At 61.5% G+C, this 18,619-nt stretch carries 15 protein-coding genes; 4 read left to right on the plus strand and 11 right to left on the minus strand.

All coding sequences use genetic code 11. The annotated features are described in order from the left end of the window. The first annotated feature begins 12 nt into the window (after nt 1-12). Nucleotides 13-852 (plus strand): ABC transporter ATP-binding protein, encoded by an 840-nt coding sequence (locus tag ACVWY5_RS23595; RefSeq protein ID WP_028338343.1) that lies wholly within the window; start codon nt 13-15, stop codon nt 850-852. A 64-nt stretch (nt 853-916) separates the two neighbouring features. Here the strand turns inward: ACVWY5_RS23595 and ACVWY5_RS23600 are convergent, their stop codons facing one another. Next, the gene (locus ACVWY5_RS23600; protein ID WP_028338344.1) at nt 917-2,068 is read right to left on the minus strand and encodes an AGE family epimerase/isomerase; all 1,152 of its coding nucleotides are present in this window, start codon (nt 2,066-2,068) and stop codon (nt 917-919) included. 95 nt (nt 2,069-2,163) lie between these two features. On the opposite strand from ACVWY5_RS23600, the gene ACVWY5_RS23605 reads away from it, so the two are divergent. Together ACVWY5_RS23605 and ACVWY5_RS23610 are read left to right on the plus strand one after the other, a co-directional pair. Next, nucleotides 2,164-3,387, plus strand: coding sequence for a phenylacetate--CoA ligase family protein (locus tag ACVWY5_RS23605; protein WP_028338345.1), 1,224 nt, complete (start codon nt 2,164-2,166; stop codon nt 3,385-3,387). A 104-nt stretch (nt 3,388-3,491) separates the two neighbouring features. Next, nucleotides 3,492-4,022: an HAD family hydrolase gene (locus tag ACVWY5_RS23610; RefSeq protein ID WP_028338346.1), complete on the plus strand. Its 531-nt coding sequence runs from the start codon at nt 3,492-3,494 to the stop codon at nt 4,020-4,022. Between the two features lie 37 nt (nt 4,023-4,059). On the opposite strand, the gene ACVWY5_RS23615 is transcribed toward ACVWY5_RS23610, so the two are convergent. The 5 genes from ACVWY5_RS23615 to ACVWY5_RS23635 form a co-directional block, all read right to left on the minus strand. Next, nucleotides 4,060-5,157 (minus strand): DegT/DnrJ/EryC1/StrS family aminotransferase, encoded by a 1,098-nt coding sequence (locus ACVWY5_RS23615; RefSeq protein WP_028338347.1) that lies wholly within the window; start codon nt 5,155-5,157, stop codon nt 4,060-4,062. A gap of 18 nt (nt 5,158-5,175) precedes the next feature. Then, nucleotides 5,176-5,643, minus strand: a complete 468-nt coding sequence (locus tag ACVWY5_RS23620) for an acyltransferase (RefSeq protein ID WP_028338348.1) — start codon at nt 5,641-5,643, stop codon at nt 5,176-5,178. Beyond that, nucleotides 5,640-6,701, minus strand: a complete 1,062-nt coding sequence (locus ACVWY5_RS23625; RefSeq protein WP_028338349.1) for a Gfo/Idh/MocA family protein — start codon at nt 6,699-6,701, stop codon at nt 5,640-5,642. Before ACVWY5_RS23625 ends, ACVWY5_RS23620 begins: the two co-directional genes overlap by 4 nt. 229 nt (nt 6,702-6,930) lie before the next feature. Further along, nucleotides 6,931-7,947 carry an NAD-dependent epimerase gene (locus tag ACVWY5_RS23630; protein WP_028338350.1) on the minus strand — a complete coding sequence of 339 codons (1,017 nt, stop codon included), beginning with the start codon at nt 7,945-7,947 and terminating at the stop codon, nt 6,931-6,933. Between the two features lie 19 nt (nt 7,948-7,966). Beyond that, a complete protein-coding gene (locus ACVWY5_RS23635) occupies nt 7,967-9,256 on the minus strand; it encodes a nucleotide sugar dehydrogenase (RefSeq protein WP_028338351.1) in 1,290 nt (429 codons plus the stop codon). A 442-nt stretch (nt 9,257-9,698) separates the two neighbouring features. Between ACVWY5_RS23635 and asnB the strand changes: the two genes are divergently transcribed. Beyond that, the gene (gene asnB / locus ACVWY5_RS23640) at nt 9,699-11,633 is read left to right on the plus strand and encodes an asparagine synthase (glutamine-hydrolyzing) (protein WP_028338352.1); all 1,935 of its coding nucleotides are present in this window, start codon (nt 9,699-9,701) and stop codon (nt 11,631-11,633) included. Between the two features lies 1 nt (nt 11,634). On the opposite strand, the gene ACVWY5_RS23645 is transcribed toward asnB, so the two are convergent. From ACVWY5_RS23645 to ACVWY5_RS23665, 5 genes are all read right to left on the minus strand, one after another. Beyond that, nucleotides 11,635-12,810 (minus strand): glycosyltransferase, encoded by a 1,176-nt coding sequence (locus tag ACVWY5_RS23645; protein WP_321176986.1) that lies wholly within the window; start codon nt 12,808-12,810, stop codon nt 11,635-11,637. Between the two features lie 107 nt (nt 12,811-12,917). After that, nucleotides 12,918-13,727 carry a class I SAM-dependent methyltransferase gene (locus ACVWY5_RS23650; RefSeq protein WP_016847978.1) on the minus strand — a complete coding sequence of 270 codons (810 nt, stop codon included), beginning with the start codon at nt 13,725-13,727 and terminating at the stop codon, nt 12,918-12,920. A 22-nt stretch (nt 13,728-13,749) separates the two neighbouring features. After that, complete coding sequence (locus ACVWY5_RS23655; RefSeq protein ID WP_321176987.1) at nt 13,750-15,420, minus strand: glycosyltransferase; 1,671 nt, start codon at nt 15,418-15,420, stop codon at nt 13,750-13,752. Between the two features lie 122 nt (nt 15,421-15,542). Further along, nucleotides 15,543-17,708 carry a methyltransferase domain-containing protein gene (locus ACVWY5_RS23660; RefSeq protein ID WP_028338355.1) on the minus strand — a complete coding sequence of 722 codons (2,166 nt, stop codon included), beginning with the start codon at nt 17,706-17,708 and terminating at the stop codon, nt 15,543-15,545. Nucleotides 17,709-17,751: 43 nt separating this feature from the next. Continuing rightward, the gene (locus tag ACVWY5_RS23665) at nt 17,752-18,615 is read right to left on the minus strand and encodes a TylF/MycF/NovP-related O-methyltransferase (protein WP_321176988.1); all 864 of its coding nucleotides are present in this window, start codon (nt 18,613-18,615) and stop codon (nt 17,752-17,754) included. Between the last annotated feature and the right edge of the window lie 4 nt (nt 18,616-18,619).

Here is an 18,619-nt window from a genome sequence, read left to right on the forward strand (position 1 = left end):
GTAACACAGACCATGAACGAAACCCTCGAAGCCACCCGCCCGATGCCGACGGCCGTCCCGCCGCCGCCGCTGCTCAGCGTCAACAACATCGAGGTCGTCTATGACGACGTCATCCTGGTGCTGCGCGGCCTCAGCCTCGAAGTGCCGAAGGGCGCGATCGTGGCGCTGCTCGGCGCCAACGGCGCCGGCAAGTCGACCACGCTGAAGGCGATCTCCGGCCTGCTCAAGACCGAGGACGGCGAGGTCACCCGCGGCGAGATCCTGTTCGAGGGCCAGCGCATCAACGGCATCGATCCGGACAAGATCGTCCGCCGCGGCATCTTCCAGGTGATGGAAGGCCGCCGCATCGTCGCCGATATGACGTCGCTGGAGAACCTGCGGCTCGGCGCCTTCACCCGGCGCGACGGCGAGGTCTCCGATGACATCGACATGGTGTTCAAGTATTTCCCGCGCCTGAAGGAGCGCACCGGCCTCGCCGGCTATCTCTCCGGCGGCGAGCAGCAGATGCTCGCGATCGGCCGCGCGCTGATGGCGCGCCCGAAGATGATCCTGATGGACGAGCCGTCGATGGGGCTATCGCCTCTGCTCGTCAAGGAAGTGTTCGCGATCATCAAGGAGATCAACCGCGACCTCGGCGTCACGATCCTCCTGGTCGAGCAGAATGCGCGCGCCGCGCTCTCGGTCGCGAGCCATGGCTACATCATGGAACAGGGCAAGGTCGTGCTCGACGGCTCCGCCGACGAGCTGCGCGACAATGAGGACGTCAAGGAATTCTACCTCGGCGGCGCCGGCGACCAGCGCAAGAGCTTCAAGAACCTGAAGAGCTTCAAGCGGCGCAAGCGCTGGCTGTGAGGATAGCGAGCGTTTTCGGGCGGAGTTGCGTGTGCAGAAAACGCGTCAGACCAGGAAGGCGGTTCTATCCGAGCACCTGCTCCGCTTCAGTGACCGCGCAAAGCACATGATAGAACGACGACGCCGGGATCGTGGCGACCAGCGAATTGCCGTCGCGGTCGAACTGATCGTACCAGCCGCCGGCCACGGCATGGCCGAGATAGTGCCGCTCGAGCAGCACCAGCGCCGCACGCGCCTCGTCCGCCGCGCCGGCTTCGCCCGACTCGGCTTGCGCGATCCACGCCTTCGCCAGCTCGCTCTGCGGCCAAAGCCGCCGTGTGTGGCGGCGGATATTGCCCTCTGCGTCGCCCTCGTCGACCAGGCAGCCGGTGGCCGCATCGCAATAGCGCAGCGCCGACGCCAGCAGCTCGCCGCGCGGGCGCCCGGTCGGGCAGCCGGTGATGCGCTCGAATCCCTTCAGCAGCCAGACCCATTCCGCGAGGTGTCCAGGCTCGACGCTGACCGGCGGGATCTTCGACCAGTCCTCCTCGAAATATTCGCCGAGGGTGCGCGTCTGCTTGTCGTAGAGGTTGGCGAGGAACAGCGCGAAGAAATCGCCGGCGCGGTTCTGGAACGACAAATCGTGGGTCGCGTCGAAGCAGGCGATCATCGCCTCGAACAGATGCATCTGCGGGTTCTGCCGGCGCGGCATCGAGGGCGGCAGGCCCTCGTGAAAGCCGCCATGGGGCGAGCGCAGCTGGGTATCGAGGAACGACAGCAGCGCGTCGATCTCGGCGCGGATCTGGGCGTCCTGGTCGAGGCCGTAGACGGTCGCGAGCGCGAGCAGCACGAAGGCGTGGCCGTAGGTGTCGCGCAGCGGATCGTGCACGCCGCCCTCCGCGGTCAGGCTGTAGACGAAGCCGGGCCGGCCGTCCGGCGCCTTGGCCTTGGCCAGCAGGTAGTCCAGCCCCTTCAGCGCGATCGCGCGTCCTTCCGGATACCAGCCGAGCTGGGCCGCCTTGGCGTAGCAATAGATCTGGCGGGCCTGCACCATGATCCGGCGCGGGGCGGCGCGGTCCGCTGTCCCGTCCTGGTGCAGCCGGTCGACAAAGCCGCCGGCGCTGCTGTCCCAGCCTGCGGTCGACCACAGCGGCAGGGCCTGGTCGACGATGCGGCGCTTCAGCCTCGCGACGACGTCGGCGGCCCCGTCCGCCGCAACGCTCTCTGCCTCAGCCATTGTGCTCCCTGGAACCGTCCCAATGTCAGCGGTCACCGTCTGATAGCACGGGCGGACCGGCACGCAACCCGCGCATATCCTCTCAAGGACCTGCCATGACCGACCATTACGACGCCCTTGAAACGCGCGATCCGGCCGATCGCGAGGCCGCGTTGTTCGCCCGGCTGCCCGAGGTGCTGCGCAAGGCGATGGCGGCGCCGGCCTATGCCAACCTGTTGAGGGGCACCGACCCCGCCTCCATCACCAGCCGGGAGGCGCTGGCCGGGCTGCCGGTGCTGCGCAAGTCGGAACTGCCGGCCCTGCACAAGGCCGCCCCGCCGTTCGGCGGCTTCGTGGCCGACACGCCTGGCTCGTTCGCTCGGCTGTTCACCTCGCCCGGACCGATCTTCGAGCCCGAGGGCCGTCAGGCGGACCCCTGGCGCGGCGCCCGGGCGCTCTTTGCGGCGGGCTTTCGCGAGGGGGATGTGGTGCTGAACACCTTCAGCTATCACCTCACCCCCGGCGGCTTCATCTTCGACGCCTCGGCGCGGGCGCTCGGCTGCGCGGTGATCCCGGCAGGCCCCGGCAATACCGAGCAGCAATTCGAGCTGATCGAGGCCTATCGCCCGATCGGCTATAGCGGCACCCCGGACTTCCTGAAGATCCTGCTCGACGCCGCCGCTACCGCCGGCCGCGATGTGTCCTCGATCAAGCGCGCGCTGGTCTCAGGCGCGGCATTTCCGAAATCATTGCAGGAGGAGATGAAGTCGCGCGGCGTCGAGGCTTACCAGGCCTTCGGTACTGCCGATCTCGGCTTGATCGCGTTCGAGACGGCGGCGCGCGAGGGAATGACGGTCAACGAGGACCTGATCCTGGAGATCGTCAAGCCCGGCACCGGCGATCCGGTTGCGCCGGGGGACGTCGGCGAGATCGTGGTGACCTCGCTCGATCCGCACCATCCCTGGATTCGCCTCGCGCTCGGCGATCTGACCGCCGCCCTGACCGGCCCAAGCCGCTGCGGACGCACCAACATGCGAATCAAGGGCTGGATGGGCCGCGCCGACCAGACCACCAAGGTGAAGGGGATGTTCGTGCGACCCGACCAGATCGCGGAGATCGGCAAGCGCCATCCCGAGCTCGGACGGCTGCGCCTTGTCGTCACGCGCGCCGGCGAGGCCGACGCCATGACGCTGAGGGCCGAATGCGCCTCGGCGGCGGATGCCCTGCAGAGCGACGTCGCGGCAACGCTGCGTGCCGTGACAAAGCTCGGCGGCACCGTCGAGCTGGTCGGCACCGGCTCGCTGCCAAACGACGGCAAGGTGATTGCAGACGAGCGCTAGGCCTTGAGATCACCCGGCGTTTGATCAGTCCGCATTTGTCGCGCGCGGCGTTGTGAACTATTGAGCTAGCTCGTGCCCCGTGGAGATGGACGGATCATCACCTCATGAGCAGCGCTTCCGGAGATCAGCCGCGAAAGCCGGCCGTCTTCTTCGATCGGGACGGCGTCCTGAACCAAGACATCGGTTACCTGTTTGAAAGCCACAGGCTGGTCTGGATCGACGGCGCGCGCGAGGCGGTCAAGGCGGTCAACGACATGGGGTATTTTGCGTTCGTCGTAACCAACCAGTCAGGCGTCGCAAGGGGTCTCTACGAGGAGACACATGTCCAGGAGCTTCACGACTGGATGGCCGATGAGCTTCGCAGGATCGGCGCGCATATCGACGCCTTTGAATACTGCCCGTTCCATCCTGAAGGGACGGTTGAACGATATCGGCAGGTCAGCCACCGGCGCAAACCGTCGCCGGGCATGATCAATGATCTGCTGGAACGCTTTCCGGTCGACGTCGAACGCAGCTTCCTGGTCGGCGATCAGCCGACGGATCTCGAGGCGGCACGAGCGGCCGGGCTGAAGAGCTACCTGTTCTCAGGCTCCAATCTGGAAAAGTTCCTGAGGCCTCTGCTGCTCGGGAGCTGAAGACCACAGCGTCAAGCGCGAGGCCGCGCGATCGCGGTCAGAACTTCCGGATCAGCTCGATCACCTCGTCCTGCTGCCGGCGCGTGATCTCGGCGAACATCGGCAGCGAGAGAATCCGGCCCTGATCGCGATGCGCGTTGGGGAACTGCTCCGGCCGATGATCGAACCGCGCATAGGCCGGCAGGAACGGCAGCGCAGTGGGATAGTTGATGGCGGTCTGCACGCCATTGGCGTTGAGATGAGCGGCGAGCGCGTCGCGGCGCGGATGCCTGATCGTGTAGAGGTGATAGACGTGGCGGCGCGCCGGCGCGACTTCGGGCACCACGACATCCTCGATCTGATTGAGGCCGGCATCATAGATCTCGGCGGCGGCCTGCCGGGCCTCGGTCCAGGCGGCAAGATGCGGCAGCTTGGCCGAGAGGATCGCGGCCTGCATGCCGTCGAGCCGGCTGTTGATGCCTTCGATGTGGTGCTGGTGCTTCACCAGTCCACCATGGCGCGCCAGCATGGCCATCTGCTCGGCGAGCGCCGCGTCGTTGGTGACGACCGCGCCGGCATCGCCCATCGCGCCGAGATTCTTGCCGGGATAGAAGGAATAGGTCGCGGCCTCGCCGAAGGTGCCGACCATGCGGCCCTTGTAGCGCGCGAGATGGGCCTGGGCGCAATCCTCGATCACCCACAGCTTGTGCTTCTGCGCGATCGCCATGATCGCGTCCATATCCGCGGGCTGGCCATAGAGATGCACCGGGATGATGCCGACCGTGCGCGGCGTGATGGCGGCCTCAATGGCCGCCGGATCGATCGTGAACGTCGCCTCGTCGGTGTCGCAGAAGACGACGGTGGCACCGGAGTGGGTGATCATCGCAGCGGTCGAGATCCAGGAATGCGCCGTCGTGATCACCTCGTCGCCCGGCTTCACCTTCAGCGCGCGCATGGCGAGGTAAAGCGCGTCGGTGCCGTTGGCGCAGGACACGCAATGAGCGACCTCGGCCGCCGCCGCAAATTCGCGCTCGAAGGCGTCGACATAGCTGCCGCGAATGAAGGCGTTGTCACGGATCACGCCGGCGATCGCAGCGTCGATCTCGCCCTTGATGGACTGGTATTGCAGTTGCAGGTCGGCATACGGCACCGCCATCGATATTCCCCTATTGCCCTATTGGCTTGTCAGCAGCCGGCGCGCCGGATTGCCGGCATAGGTGCCAGGCGTCGTGATGTGCTTGGTCACCACCGATCCGGCGCCGATGACGACGTCGTCGACGATCCTGACCGGCATGATCGTCGCATTGGAGCCGATCGACACCCGGTTGCCGATCACCGTCTCGCGCCACAGCTCCTTGCGTCCACGCGCCGGGCCGCCGGTGGAGAACGTGTCGTTGACGAACATCACACCGTGCCCGATGAAACAATCCTCGCCGATGGTGACGAGCTCGCAGACGAAGGCATGCGACTGCACGCGGGTGCGCGCCCCGACGATCACGCCCTTCTGGATTTCGGTGAAGGGGCCGACGAAGCAGTCGTCGCCGAGCTTGCAGCCATAGAGGTTGCACGGCTCGACGATCTTGACGCGTTCGCCGAACGCGACATCGCGCACGCTGGCCTGATGCACCTCCGGCCGATTCACGAAACGACGCCCAGCCGGCTCAGCCGTGGCGTGAAGCGCAGCGCGACTTCCTCGCCGGTCTCGATCGACTCGTAGAGGGCCGAGATCAGCTCCAGGCTCTTGCGGCCCTCGAGCCCGTCGACCAGCGCGGCGCGCTGGTTCTCGAGGCAATCGACCACATGGTGATAATAGGCCTGATGGCCGAAACCGTAGACGTTGGGCGGGTTGACCGAGAACTTCTCCACGACGTCCTTGTCCGACGGCAGCTCGTCGACAAAGCGCCAGTGCCGGATCTGGTTGACCGCGAAGCCCGAAATCTCGACCGTGCCCTTTTCGCCCAGGATCGAGAGCGAGCCCTCGAGATCGGTCGGGCGCGCCGCGGTGGTCGCCTCGATGATCCCGAGCGCGCCATTGCGGAACTTCAGCGTTGCAACCGCCGTATCTTCGGTTTCGATGTTGGCCAGCGCCGTTGCCGCGCGCGCATGCACGCTCACGACGTCGCCGAAGAACCACTCTAGCATGTCGACATGGTGGCTCGCCTGATTGGTCAGCACGCCGCCGTCATAGGCCCAGGTGCCGCGCCAATCGTCCTGGTCGTAATAGGCCTGGTCGCGGCACCAGCGCACCCTGACCGTCCCCAGGATGAGCTTGCCGAAGCGGCCGGCGTCGAGCGCCTCGCGCGCCTTGACTACCGGCACGTTGAAGCGGTTCTGCTTGACGATGAACATCTTGACGCCGGCCTCGTCGCAGGCCCGGATCATGTCGTCGGCGTCCTGCAGACGCAGCGCCATCGGCTTCTCGACCACGACGTGCTTGCCGGCCCTCGCGCAGGCGATCACATGCGCGGGGTGCTGACCGCTCGGCGTCAGCACGGCGATGGCATCGATGTCCTTCCGCGCCAGGAATTCGTCCATGTCGTAATGGGCCGCAACGCCGAACTTCCCGGCAACCGCATCGGCGCGCGCGCGGATCGGATCGCAGACCGCGACCAGGCTCGCTCCTTCGATGTGATTGCCACCCAGGAGATCCGAGTGACGCTTGGCGATGCGCCCGCACCCGAGCAGGCCAAATCTGATCATGCAACAGGCCCTGTCTTGTCTCGTGGCTGGCCAGTGCAACCAGCCGAAGAGCCGAGGGAACAAGCGGCCTTGCGAGCCGCACGGTAGCGTTCCATTACCCAGAAAACCCGGGATAAAGCAAGGCCATGCGCCGATCAGGTGGCGGACGGCACGCCGATTCCGCCATGTTCGTCGCCGGGCAGTGGGGAGCAAGCCCGATCCGCGCCGACGCCCGAATGTCGGCTCCCTGTCAAACCTTGTGGTACTCGCGGTACCACTTGATAAATCGCGCGATCCCATCCTCGATGCTGGTCGCAGGCCGAAATCCGATGTCCCGCGCCAGATCTTCAATGTCTGCATAGGTCGCCGGCACATCGCCGGGCTGCATCGGAAGCAGTTCCCTGATTGCTTTCCGGCCGAGCTCCTTCTCCAGCAGAGAGACGACGTGCAAGAGCTCCTCGGGGTTATTGTTGCCGATATTGTAGATCTTCCAGGGCGCCCTGCTGCTCGAAGGATCGGGCGCGGCTGTGGGGGGGATTGATTGCCCCTGAGGTGGCCGCGCCATGAGGCGGATGATCGCTTCGGCGATATCGTCAACAAAAGTGAAGTCACGGCGCATATCACCGTTGTTGAACAATTTGATCGGCGTTTCACTCAAAATCGCTTTCGCGAAAATGAACATGGCCATGTCCGGGCGGCCCCACGGACCATAGACCGTGAAGAACCGCAGGCCGGTAGCAGGGATGCCGTACAGATGGCTGTACGAGTGCGCCATCAACTCATTGGCCTTCTTTGACGCGGCGTACAGGCTGATCGGATGGTCGACATTGTCATGCACCGAGAAGGGCAGTTTTGTATTGCTGCCGTAGACCGATGACGATGATGCAAACAGCAAGTGTCCGCACCCGTTGTGGCGACATCCTTCAAGAATATTGATGAAGCCTTCCAGGTTTGCATCCACATAGGCATGTGGATGCTCCAGCGAGTAGCGCACGCCGGCTTGGGCGGCGAGATGGACAACGACAGGAAAACGATACGCGGCAAAGAGCGACTTGATACCCGCGCGATCAGTCAAATCGAGCTTCACAAAAGTGAAGTTCGGGTCGCGCTTCAGGATCTCGAGACGTGCTTCCTTCAGTTGAGGATCGTAATAGTCGTTCACGATGTCCAGGCCGACGACCTTGCGGCCCGCCGCCAAGAGGCGCTGGGCAACATGAAAGCCAATGAACCCGGCAGCTCCAGTGACCAGTGGTGTATCGTGCGACATCGCTTTCTCAGCCATTGTTCTATAGCCGCCAGAGCTCGATGCCGGCGGGAGCTACGCTACGGTCGAGCTTCGCTTTGACATCCAGAATGAGGCCCGTGCCGCCATCCAATAGGCGCTGAAAGAGCGGCCAGCCACCGGCGAGATAGCTATCATGCGCGACGGCCAGGATAACCGCATCCGCCGGGCGCAGGTCATCGAGATCAGTCAGCGTCAGCCCATATTCATGGCTTGCATCCTCCGCATTCGCGAGAGGATCGTGCACCTGAACGTGAATACCAAATGTCTCAAGCTCACGAATGATGTCGACCACACGGGAGTTGCGCGTATCCGGGACATTTTCCTTGAAGGTCAGGCCAAGTACCGTGACGGTGCTTTTGCCCCCCTTGCCCTTCCCGCGAAGCAGCATTCGAACACATTCACGCGCAATGCGCTGACCCATGCCGTCATTGATCCGGCGACCGGCCAGAATCACCTCCGGATGGTAGCCCGCTCGCTCGGCACGAAAAGTCAAATAGTAGGGGTCGACGCCGATGCAGTGGCCGCCAACGAGGCCGGGCTGAAACGGCAGAAAATTCCATTTTGTGCCCGCGGCCGCCAAAACGTCGCCAGTGTCGATATTCAGCACCTGAAAGATCAGCGATAGCTCGTTCATGAACGCGATGTTCAGATCGCGCTGCGTGTTCTCGATGACCTTGGCAGCCTCGGCCACCTTGATGGAAGGTGCGCGATGGATGCCGGCCGTTACGACGGACCCATAGACATTAGCAACGATGTCGAGCGTTTTCGGATCCTGAGCAGAGACGACCTTCATGATGGTCTCGAAACGGTGCAGTTTGTCACCGGGATTGATCCGCTCGGGAGAGTACCCGACCGTGAAGTCCACGCCCGGCTTCAAATGGGAGACCTCGGCCAGGATGGGGATACATTCCTCCTCGATCGCGCCCGGATAAACCGTCGATTCGTAGACGACGATGTCACCCTTCTTGAGCGCACCGCCGACCGTGCGCGATGCGGCAATCATTGCCCCCAAATCCGGCCGGTGCGCATCGTCGATTGGCGTCGGCACAGTGACGATGAAGAAATCCGAGTCCCGGATCGCCACCGAATCCACGGAGAACGTCAGCGACGGATGGCGAAGATCTTCGGCGTCGACTTCACGCGTACGGTCATATCCCTTGCTGAGCTCGGCAACACGGCTGCGGTCCACGTCAAAACCAACGACGGGTATTCTTTTGCGGGCGAAGGCAACCGCAACGGGAAGGCCGACATAGCCCAACCCAATAACTGCAATCTTTCGGAAATGTGACATAAAGGAAGTTCCGGCTCAGGCGTACCATCGAGGCCGGTTGTTTAGCCGCCATACAGCCGACGTCGCAAGAGCGAAAGTCCTTAAGTTACCAAGGATTCTGCCGCAAAAAATGCGCGCTATTGCCAGGGCGACCTAAAGAGAATACGAAGGCGTATTAACCTCCTCGGCCCCTCTTGCGTCCTTTGAGACACCTGCGACACGGCCAAAATGCGTCGGCTCTGAGCTTCGTCGACCCAATACCGGCGTCGCCAACTTTGCCTTATCCAGTTCCCTCGGGATAACCTTCGCGGCTATTGGTTCGCGCCTGAGCCAGGTCATCAACCGTGGATGCCGTCTTATTGTCGTGGTTTAGATGCGATATGAGCTAATTCTGCTGGACGGGCAATCTCCCTGGCTCGGCCCCTGCCCGCTGACCGATTTGCAAGCCTTCCAGTAGGGCACGATGTGCGGAATCGCCGGATTTCTCGCGGACCCCAGCAGTCGGACATCGGTCGACCAGCTTAAATCCATCGCCGACGCCATGGACGTCAGCCTGGAACATCGCGGTCCCGACGACCACGGCATATGGGTCGATGCCGAAGCTGGTGTTGCCCTCGTTCACCGCCGCCTGTCGATCGTGGATCTTTCGCCCGCCGGACACCAGCCCATGCACTCGGCCGATGGCCGCTTCGTGATGGTCTACAATGGCGAGGTCTACAGCCACCTTCCAATCCGAGCCGAGATCGAAGCGACCGGCCACCGTTTTCGCGGACATTCGGACACCGAGGTCCTGCTCGAATCGTTCGCGCGATACGGAATCCGCGCCACGGCTGACCGACTGATCGGCATGTTTGCGATCGCGATCTGGGACAGGCAACAGCGAACCCTGAAGCTCATTCGCGATCGACTCGGCATCAAACCGATCTATTGGGCCAAGATCGGCGGGCTGTTCATGTTCGGCTCGGAGCTCAAGGCGCTGCGCCGGCATCCGGGATGGACGCCGCGGATCGAACCGGCGGCGGTCGCCTCGTTCATGCGACACAATTATATTCCGGCTCCGCACACCATCTATCGGGATGTCTACAAACTCGAGCCGGGGACTATTCTGACCCTGGAATTCGGCCGCGAACTACAAATTGACAAGTTCTGGGATGCCCGGCAGGTGGCTCTCGACGGCCTGAGCAACCCGCTCTCCGGAGACGAGGCGTCGCTGGTCGAACAACTCGAGACGCTTCTTGTCGATGCCGTCCGCAAGCGAACGATGGCGGACGTGCCGCTCGGCGCATTCCTTTCCGGCGGAATCGATTCATCGACCGTCGTCGCGTTGATGAAGGCCGCAAACGTCGGACCGGTAAAGACGTTCTCGATCGGCTTTGAGCAAAAGGCCTTTAACGAGGCACCTCACGCCGCTGCGATCGCCAAGCATCTCGGAACCGAGCACACCGAACTCATCGCAACCTCGCAGCAAGCGCTCGAGGTCGTACCGAAGCTTTCCGAAATCTTCGACGAGCCGTTCGCTGACTCGTCACAGATTCCGACCTACCTGGTTTCGGCGATGACACGCAAGCACGTCACCGTCGCACTTTCGGGCGATGGCGGCGACGAACTCTTCTCGGGCTACAATCGATATCAGCTGACCCGGCGTTCCTGGAGGATGCTTTCGCTGGTGCCGACCCCCGCGCGAAAGGCACTCGCAGCGGGCCTGACTTCGGTAAGCTCGGAGCGATGGAACGCGATTTTCGACTACCTTCCGGAGCACAGCTATCCACGACTGCCGGGCGACAAGATTCATAAATTCGCGAACGTGCTCGGGTTGAACGATGCCGATGAGCTGTACAGAAAGCTGATCAGCCATTGGGACCCGGATAGCATCGCGCCCGGCGTGGCGGAAGCCCGTGGGGTCTTGTGGGACAATTCCGTACGGACTGACTTTCCGAACTTGCTCGATCGAATGCAATTCCTCGACTCGGTGACCTATCTTCCCGACGATATCCTGACGAAGGTCGATCGTGCGAGCATGGCGGTCGCTCTTGAAGCGAGAGTGCCGCTGCTCGATCACCGCGTTGTCGAAATGGCCTGGCGGCTCCCGCACTCCGTCAAGATCCGGCGCGGCGTCAGCAAATGGCTGTTACGTCAGGTTCTGTACCGTCACGTCCCGAGAAATCTCGTCGAGCGTCCAAAGATGGGCTTTTCTGTTCCACTCGACGAATGGCTGCGCGGCCCGTTGCGGCAGTGGGCGGAAAATCTGCTTTCCGAGAAGCGGTTGCGGGAGACGGATCTCTTCGACGTCGCGCTCATTCGCCGGCACTGGACCGAGCATCTGTCGCGCAAGCGCAACTGGCAATACGCGCTCTGGGACGTCTTGATGTTCGAAGCCTGGCGTGAACGGTGGGGATAGATTACTTCGAAAGCCGGATGCTCGGGATATCATTCGGAATCTTGCCCTCCAGCAAACCGCGATAAAGATCCTCATAGCGCGACACACAAGCATCCAGGCTGAAGGTCTTTTCAGCCCGGTCTGCCGCCTTCATGCCCATTCTGGCGCGCAATGCCCCGTCCGCGGAGAGAAGAAGTATCGCCTCGCTCATCGCCTTGGGGTCACGCGGCGGCACAATGACCCCGGTTTCTCCGTTGATGTTCGCCTCCGGGTTCCCTCCCACGTCAGTTGCGATCACTGGAAGTCCGGCCGCCATGCTCTCGAGCACCGCGTTCGAGAACCCCTCCTCGTGCGAGGACAGAACACCGATGTCCGCGCCACACAGGAGGTCAGGCACGTCGCTTCTTGAATCGAGAAAGAGCACGTTGTCAGCTATTTTGAGATTCGTCGCTTGTTCACGCAGCGCCCCGCCGATTCCGTCGTCGCGCCCCACCACTAAGAGCCTCCAGCCGGCGGGCAAATGGGGGCAAGCCATCGAGAAGGCCACGAGCAAATCCTGATGTCCTTTGTAAGGGATGAGGTTTGCCACCATAATGAAAACAAGCGCGTCTTGATCGATTTCGAGGGAGGCACGCACGCCCTGCCGCACCATCGAAGACTTTTGATACTTTGCGAAATCGATGCCGTTGTAGATCAGGCCGAGCCGATCTGCCCGGACGTTTTCGTCATCATGCAGTTGGCGCACCACGCTGTTTGAATTGCCGAGAATGGCCGTCATATGTGGATGCAGCCAGCCTTCGATCGCAGGACTAAAGCGAATGTTGCGCTGATAGTAATTGAGGCTTCGTCGGCTCATGATCCGAACGGGAACGCGAGCCAGAATCGACGCCGGAGCCCCCAGGATGTATGCCCCAGGCAAAAAGAAATGAGCGATTGCCGGACGAAATCGGCGCATGACCCGGCAAAGCCAGAGTACCGTCTCAGCGAGACGCACGAAGCTTCGTATCCGAGACGCGCCGCCGGAACGCCGCGCGACCGGACGGGCTATCACCTCGAAGCCGGCCGCCTCCAGACCGTCTGCGAGCTTGCCTCTTTCGGTCAAGCAACAAACGACTGGCTTCCATCGGCCGCGATCAAGTCTCGGGATGATCTGTGCCAGATGCCGCTCGGCTCCCCCGACATCGAGGGAGCCGATCACGTATATGATCGGGAGTGGGCTCATTGTCTGAAAATCAATGACATCCTCGCCGCGACCGCGAACGCCTTGTCGCGATCCCATGCGGCAGAGCACATAGCATCGTTCCTCTACGCATTCCGAACAAACAGGAATTCGGAATTTGCTTCGCCGGTTGCGATCTTCTCGAGCTTGAAGCCCATCTTCTCGACAAAATCGATGGCGTCCTTGTCGTAGACGAACTCCATGGGCCAGCCGCCGAGCCAATCGCGGATGTCGGTAAACTTGTTCATGCCGCGCATTTTCTTGTATTCCCGCACCCGCCGCAGGAACGCGGGCAAATTGCGCGGATCTCGGTACATCTCGAAACGCCAGACGTACCAACCGTCCATGAGCCTGCGCCGCAGCCAACCGGAAGCAACGTATCGGCGCTTCACATCAAGCCAGAACTCCGGAGTCGGGTCTTTCTGCACGTCGGCCGAGTAGAGTGCGATGTAGAACAGTCCTCCCGGCTTCACTCGGCTGGCTGCATTTTGAATCGCATGCCAGACCTCGCCCGTGTGATGCAGCACACCCCACGAATAGACCAGATCGTAGAGCGGCAATTTGGCGACGTAGGCATCGTCGAGAACCGACCCCTGCTCCGCGGTCCAATTGGCAGGGTTGCCCGCTTGCGACTGGACAAATTTGCTGGCCCGGACCGAATCCGGATCATAGTCGAAGCCGTCCACCCGGGCGGCGCCTGCATCCAGCATGGCAATCGAATGCAGCCCGCTGCCACAGCCAATATCGATAACCGTCAGGCCATTGAGATCGGAACGCCCCATGAACTGAAGGATATGACGCTTCGAAGTCTGAACCTTCTCCGCGTCAAAATTCTTCTGAATGAAGTCATGCCAATTCTTTCCGAACTCGAAGCGCTTCTCTTCTACCTGGTCCATCAAATTGTCCTCTGGAATCCGTTTAACCATACATCGCGAGCGTTTCATCGATCGCACGCTGAACCCCGAAGCGCTTGAACGCGAACTCAGGACCATCTTTCGCCGCGGCTTCTCGCCAGTGGCCGTCTCGCAAAAGGCGCACGATTTGGCAAGCACTCGATGCCGCGTCCCAGCCTTGGAGAACCCACCCTGACTTGCCGTGATTGACAGCCTCTGGCGCGCCGCCGGCGGGCGTCGTCACGGCGGGCACCCCAAGGAACTGCGCTTCGACCAAAACGTTCGGAAGCCCCTCCGCACGGGAGGTCAGAAGCATCAGGTCCATGCTGGCAATAGCGGCCATCGACTCCTTCAGATGGCCCGCGAAAAACACGGCTCCTGCCAAATCGTCAGCAGCCGCGCGAGCCTCCATGACCGCGCGCAAAGGTCCATCTCCAACGATCAGAAAACGCACATCAAGCAGTTCCCGGCGGATGAGCGCTGCGATCTCCAGCCACAGCATGGGGCACTTTTCCTCGGTGAAGCGCATCACGGTCCCCACAACCTGCGCGCCGGGTTCAATCCCGACGCGCTGTCGGAGCTTGGCGCAATCCGCCTTGTACCCCGCCAGCTCGGACTCATCAAAGGCATAACCATTGCGGACAACGCCAATCGAGTCCTTGGCCAATCCAAGCCACGCCTCGTAAGCCCTCGCGCCGGCCGCACTGTTGTTGATCATCTTGACACCCGGCTGACGCGCGAGCCAGCGGTAGCTTTCACGCATGTATGGCTGATGAAAAACGAAATTGATCGGCGGCAAACTACGTTGCGAGATGATGATCTTTGGCACGCCGGTCAGCACCGCCGCGATACCCCCTTTGATGTTGACTTCGTCGAGCCACAGATGGGCAATCTCGGGGTTCTGCGCCGCCAATGTCTTGGCATAGAGGGCCACGTCGTCCCGCAGTTCCGGCGGCAAGGCATCGACGACGGCCCGCCGCGCCGGTTCGAGGTTGCTGTCCACCTCAGTGCCGATGACGCTGGCTGCAATATCCCTGGACTCCAGCTCCGGCAGAAAAAACCTGCTGACTGGGGAGGATAGATTGACGCATGCCACGCGGATGCTTGGCTTCCGGCCTTCGCGAAGCCCCCGCGCCGTGACCACCAATTGGCGCTCTGCACCGCCTGGGCCAAGCGTGCCGATCATCATCGTCACACCGTGCTGCTGCGCAATCGATCTCCTTGCGGCCGAGACACCTTGCCTCTCCAGCTGGATACCGAACTGCCTGAGCGCGCGGCGATGTCGTCCATCAGGCATCGCCAGGACGAGCTTGAGAATTCCACGCTCGACCCGCTCCACCATGCTGAGTTCTGCCGGATCGCGCGCCAACAAGGGACGACAGCGAGCCATCTTCGACCAGGCGAACAAATACGCATCTTTGAACGTGACGGTTGGAGGTCGACGCGGCCGGTACTGCCGAATACGAGCCATCTTCGACCAGGCGAACAAATACGCATCTTTGATGACGGTTGGAGGTCGACGCGGCCGGTACCGCCGAATAAATGCAATCGTGCGGTGCGGCAGATTGCGACGGACCGCCACGGCGAATGCCCTCGCCACGAATTTTGGACCTATTGCAAACATGGAAGAAACGGTCCGCGCCGGCGGCCGCCATGCAGCATTGCCCTTCGATGTCGCTTGTTCCTCCTTGCCCACGTTCTTCGCCCCCTAGACAAATGGCCTGGCCGGCCCCCGTTCAAATCTTGCGGTCATGGGTTTGCTCGATCCTGCTAAATACGCACGATGGGTTCGGCACTACCTTCGGCCCGGTCGCCCGCTCACGATCGATAGATCCAGGACGGGAGCTTGGCTGCAAACCACCGCAGCGCCCAAGGTCGTTGCGGTCGATCTGCCTTCTCCACAACAGGATCAGCCGACGGACCCGCCTCAGCAACCTCGCTATCAACTGCCGAACCGACCGCAATTTCATCGCGGGCGGCCAGCATCCCGTCGGCCATGAGCTCAATATTAAAAGAAGTCTTGACCTGTCGCGGGGCCAGTTGCGCAGCTTTTTCTCTCCAGCGCAAGTTGCCTAGCAAGTCAACGATAGTATCAGCCATAACCCGCGCTGTCGCATCGGGCTTGAATATCTGCCCCGTCTTGCCATCCAGCACAGCCTCGGGAGCGCCTCCAGCGGAGGTCGTAGCGACGGGAACCCCAAGGGCCTGAGCTTCGAGAATGACGTTTGGAAGCCCCTCGATACGAGACGCCAGAAAGAACAGGTCCATTGCTGCGATTGCCGCGGCCGGGCGCAGTTCCAGATCGGCAAATATCAATGCGCCGGTCAACCCAAGCTGCTCGGCGCGAGCGCGAACATCATCGAACCGCGCGCCATTGCCCACCAGCAGGAAGCGCACATTCGGCATCTTCTCACGTATCATCGCGGCGACATCGAGCCAGAGGAACGGACGTTTCTCCGTCATCATCCTGAAGACACCGCCAACAATCAGCATCTTCTCATCGATGCCCAACGCGGCTCGGTATTGTTTTCTCAGGACCTTGGGTGCAGCATCATTGTCGAGGTCAATTCCGTTGTGCACGACCTTGATCGCTCCCTCTGGGAGCTCCAGCCACGCGGCATACGCGCGCGCACCAGCATGGCTGTTATTTAGCATCTGCAGGTTCGGTTGCTCTGCCAAGAACCGATAACAATCACGATGGTACCCGTGATAGTAAGGGAAATTGTAGGATGGCATATTGCGAAAGCAGAGCAATGTTCGGGGAATCTGCAGTACGGTCGCCGCAATGCCTCCTTTGATGCACACTTCGTCCATCCAGAGATACACCGTCTCGGGATTTACATCCGAGAGAACGTCGTAGTAGGCCCTTACGTCAGCGAGCTCCGGCGACAACACTTCAAATGGATCGGGATCCGCCGTCTTCCCGGATCCGGTCGGAGATTTGGCGGCAGAGAAGCCGTCGATGATTTTGACGCCCGCCTTCTGCAGCCTGGCTCTGAAGAAATTCTCCCGTTCCGTCGCCGGCGGATGGACGAGCGCCACAGTAACTGAATCAATCCCTCTCGATACGATCTGTTCGACCAAGGCGACCATTTGCCGTTCGGCGCCACCCGGGCCCAACGAACCAATGATCATCAGGATTCCACTGCGATGCGGCGACGCCTTTGCCGACGCGCTCGACATCGCCTGCGCAGCAAGGGCCTGAAAGGCCGTTAATTGCTCCTGATAGTCGGTCGCTCGTCCCTTCTGCCCAATGTACAGAAGTCGATTCCCCGCCCCAGCCTGAGTTGGCTTGTTCTGGCGCATGTTCTCAAGCCAATCCGGCAGAGGATCAACGAGCGGCTTTCCGCTCCAGAAGGCATCGTTCGGGACAAAGATGTTATCGTCGAACCCCACCTGATGCGTCACCACCTCATCGAAGCCGAACCGGGAGAGAAGCGTTTTCAGTGACGATTGATCGAGTGAGCGAACGTGCTGCCAGCGATGGAACAGCAAATTGCTGACCGGGCAGTACGCCATGTCCAAATCGAGGTCTTCGTTGTTGGGCGTCGTGATGACCAACACGCCCCCGGGCCGCACAAAGCGCGCCAGACGATCGAGCGTGACGTCCATGACCTCGTCCAGAACATGCTCGATGACCTCGGACATGATTACGACATCAAAGGTCTCCGTCGAGTCGTCGCCCACGACGCCCAGAAATCCATCGAAATTCTCCAGCGCACGCTGCAGATTTGCCGCGCGTCCTTTCGACGGCTCGTATCCCGCCACGGTCAGGCCCCGCTGGGCCATGAAGCGAAGAAGGTGGCCATCGCCGGCACCGAAATCGAGAATGCGTCCGTGCTTTGGAAGTATGTGATCGATAGCCGTAATGACACTACGGCCGCCAAGCTTCGCGAAACTGAGTTCGGTCAGCCGGGTTTGCCCCACATTGTCCCAGAACCGGTTGACCAGTTCGGGGGTCCACTTCAAGCGTTCCGCAGCCATGTCAGAGCTTTCTCACCATTGTACGAAGCAGCTAAGCCCCATCCTACTGCTTGATCGTGAAGGCCTGCCCCGTTGGCAAAAGCGCGAGATTCTCGGCCTTCGATTCGAAGAATTCGTCAGCTGCTTGTTTCGCACCTGGGCATGATTTGAACCCGTGGTCATCAAGCAGGATAATGCCACCTGCAACCATGCGAGGATAGAAGAACTGAAGCGAGTCGAGCGTGGGCTGGTAGAGATCGACATCGACGTGCACAAAGCGAAACCTGCAGTCGGCCGCTTCGGCAAATCGCGTGGGAATCCAGCCCTTGTAAATCCGATAGTTGTCGAACTCTCGCAAGCTCTGCGTCAACTCATCTTCGGCCGCGGTCAGAGAGCCCTTTCGCCAGTACGTGCCATCGACGGAAGCCGGCTCGGACAACCCCTCGAAACTGTCGAAGAGATGAATCGACATCGGTATCTTCCTGAAGGCCTGGCACAGCAAATAGGCCGTAGCGCCCCTGTACGCGCCGCATTCGGCGGCATCGCCTTCGAGATGAAGCACGAGCTTCAGCAACTCGTTCATCGCATATTTGCGATCAAGCGAATGCCAGTTCCCTACATCCATGAACCTCATGTAGTAGGCAAGGAATGCTTCATCCTCGAGGAATATCCGAGCAAATTCGGAGAATTTGAACTTCGGATAGATGGCCGTCGTCAGCGCCTCCGCCGAAAGATAGCGTTCGAATTCGGAGGATTGAGACTCCAGCCCACGCTTCAAGAGCGTAAGAAGCTGAACAGCCTTGTCCGGCGCAAGGCTCTCGATCTCCGCCGCCAGCCGCGCAGCATCAGAACTGTAGACCGGGGCCGGAGCGGGTTGCACTGGGGCCTCGCTCTCGGTCTTCGCGCGCGGTCCCAGCAACGGCGCCATTATT

The organism is Bradyrhizobium sp. USDA 3256 (assembly GCF_054058275.1).

Excerpts from the sequence above, each read along its gene's own strand:
- ACVWY5_RS23595 (WP_028338343.1), top strand. The coding sequence starts at position 13 with ATGAACGAAACCCTCGAAGCCACCCGCCCGATGCCGACGGCCGTCCCG.
- ACVWY5_RS23600 (WP_028338344.1), bottom strand. The coding sequence starts at position 2,068 with ATGGCTGAGGCAGAGAGCGTTGCGGCGGACGGGGCCGCCGACGTCGTC.
- ACVWY5_RS23605 (WP_028338345.1), top strand. The coding sequence starts at position 2,164 with ATGACCGACCATTACGACGCCCTTGAAACGCGCGATCCGGCCGATCGC.
- ACVWY5_RS23610 (WP_028338346.1), top strand. The coding sequence starts at position 3,492 with ATGAGCAGCGCTTCCGGAGATCAGCCGCGAAAGCCGGCCGTCTTCTTC.
- ACVWY5_RS23615 (WP_028338347.1), bottom strand. The coding sequence starts at position 5,157 with ATGGCGGTGCCGTATGCCGACCTGCAACTGCAATACCAGTCCATCAAG.
- ACVWY5_RS23625 (WP_028338349.1), bottom strand. The coding sequence starts at position 6,701 with ATGATCAGATTTGGCCTGCTCGGGTGCGGGCGCATCGCCAAGCGTCAC.
- ACVWY5_RS23630 (WP_028338350.1), bottom strand. The coding sequence starts at position 7,947 with ATGTCGCACGATACACCACTGGTCACTGGAGCTGCCGGGTTCATTGGC.
- ACVWY5_RS23635 (WP_028338351.1), bottom strand. The coding sequence starts at position 9,256 with ATGTCACATTTCCGAAAGATTGCAGTTATTGGGTTGGGCTATGTCGGC.
- asnB (WP_028338352.1), top strand. The coding sequence starts at position 9,699 with ATGTGCGGAATCGCCGGATTTCTCGCGGACCCCAGCAGTCGGACATCG.
- ACVWY5_RS23650 (WP_016847978.1), bottom strand. The coding sequence starts at position 13,727 with ATGGACCAGGTAGAAGAGAAGCGCTTCGAGTTCGGAAAGAATTGGCAT.
- ACVWY5_RS23660 (WP_028338355.1), bottom strand. The coding sequence starts at position 17,708 with ATGGCTGCGGAACGCTTGAAGTGGACCCCCGAACTGGTCAACCGGTTC.
- ACVWY5_RS23665 (WP_321176988.1), bottom strand. The coding sequence starts at position 18,615 with ATGGCGCCGTTGCTGGGACCGCGCGCGAAGACCGAGAGCGAGGCCCCA.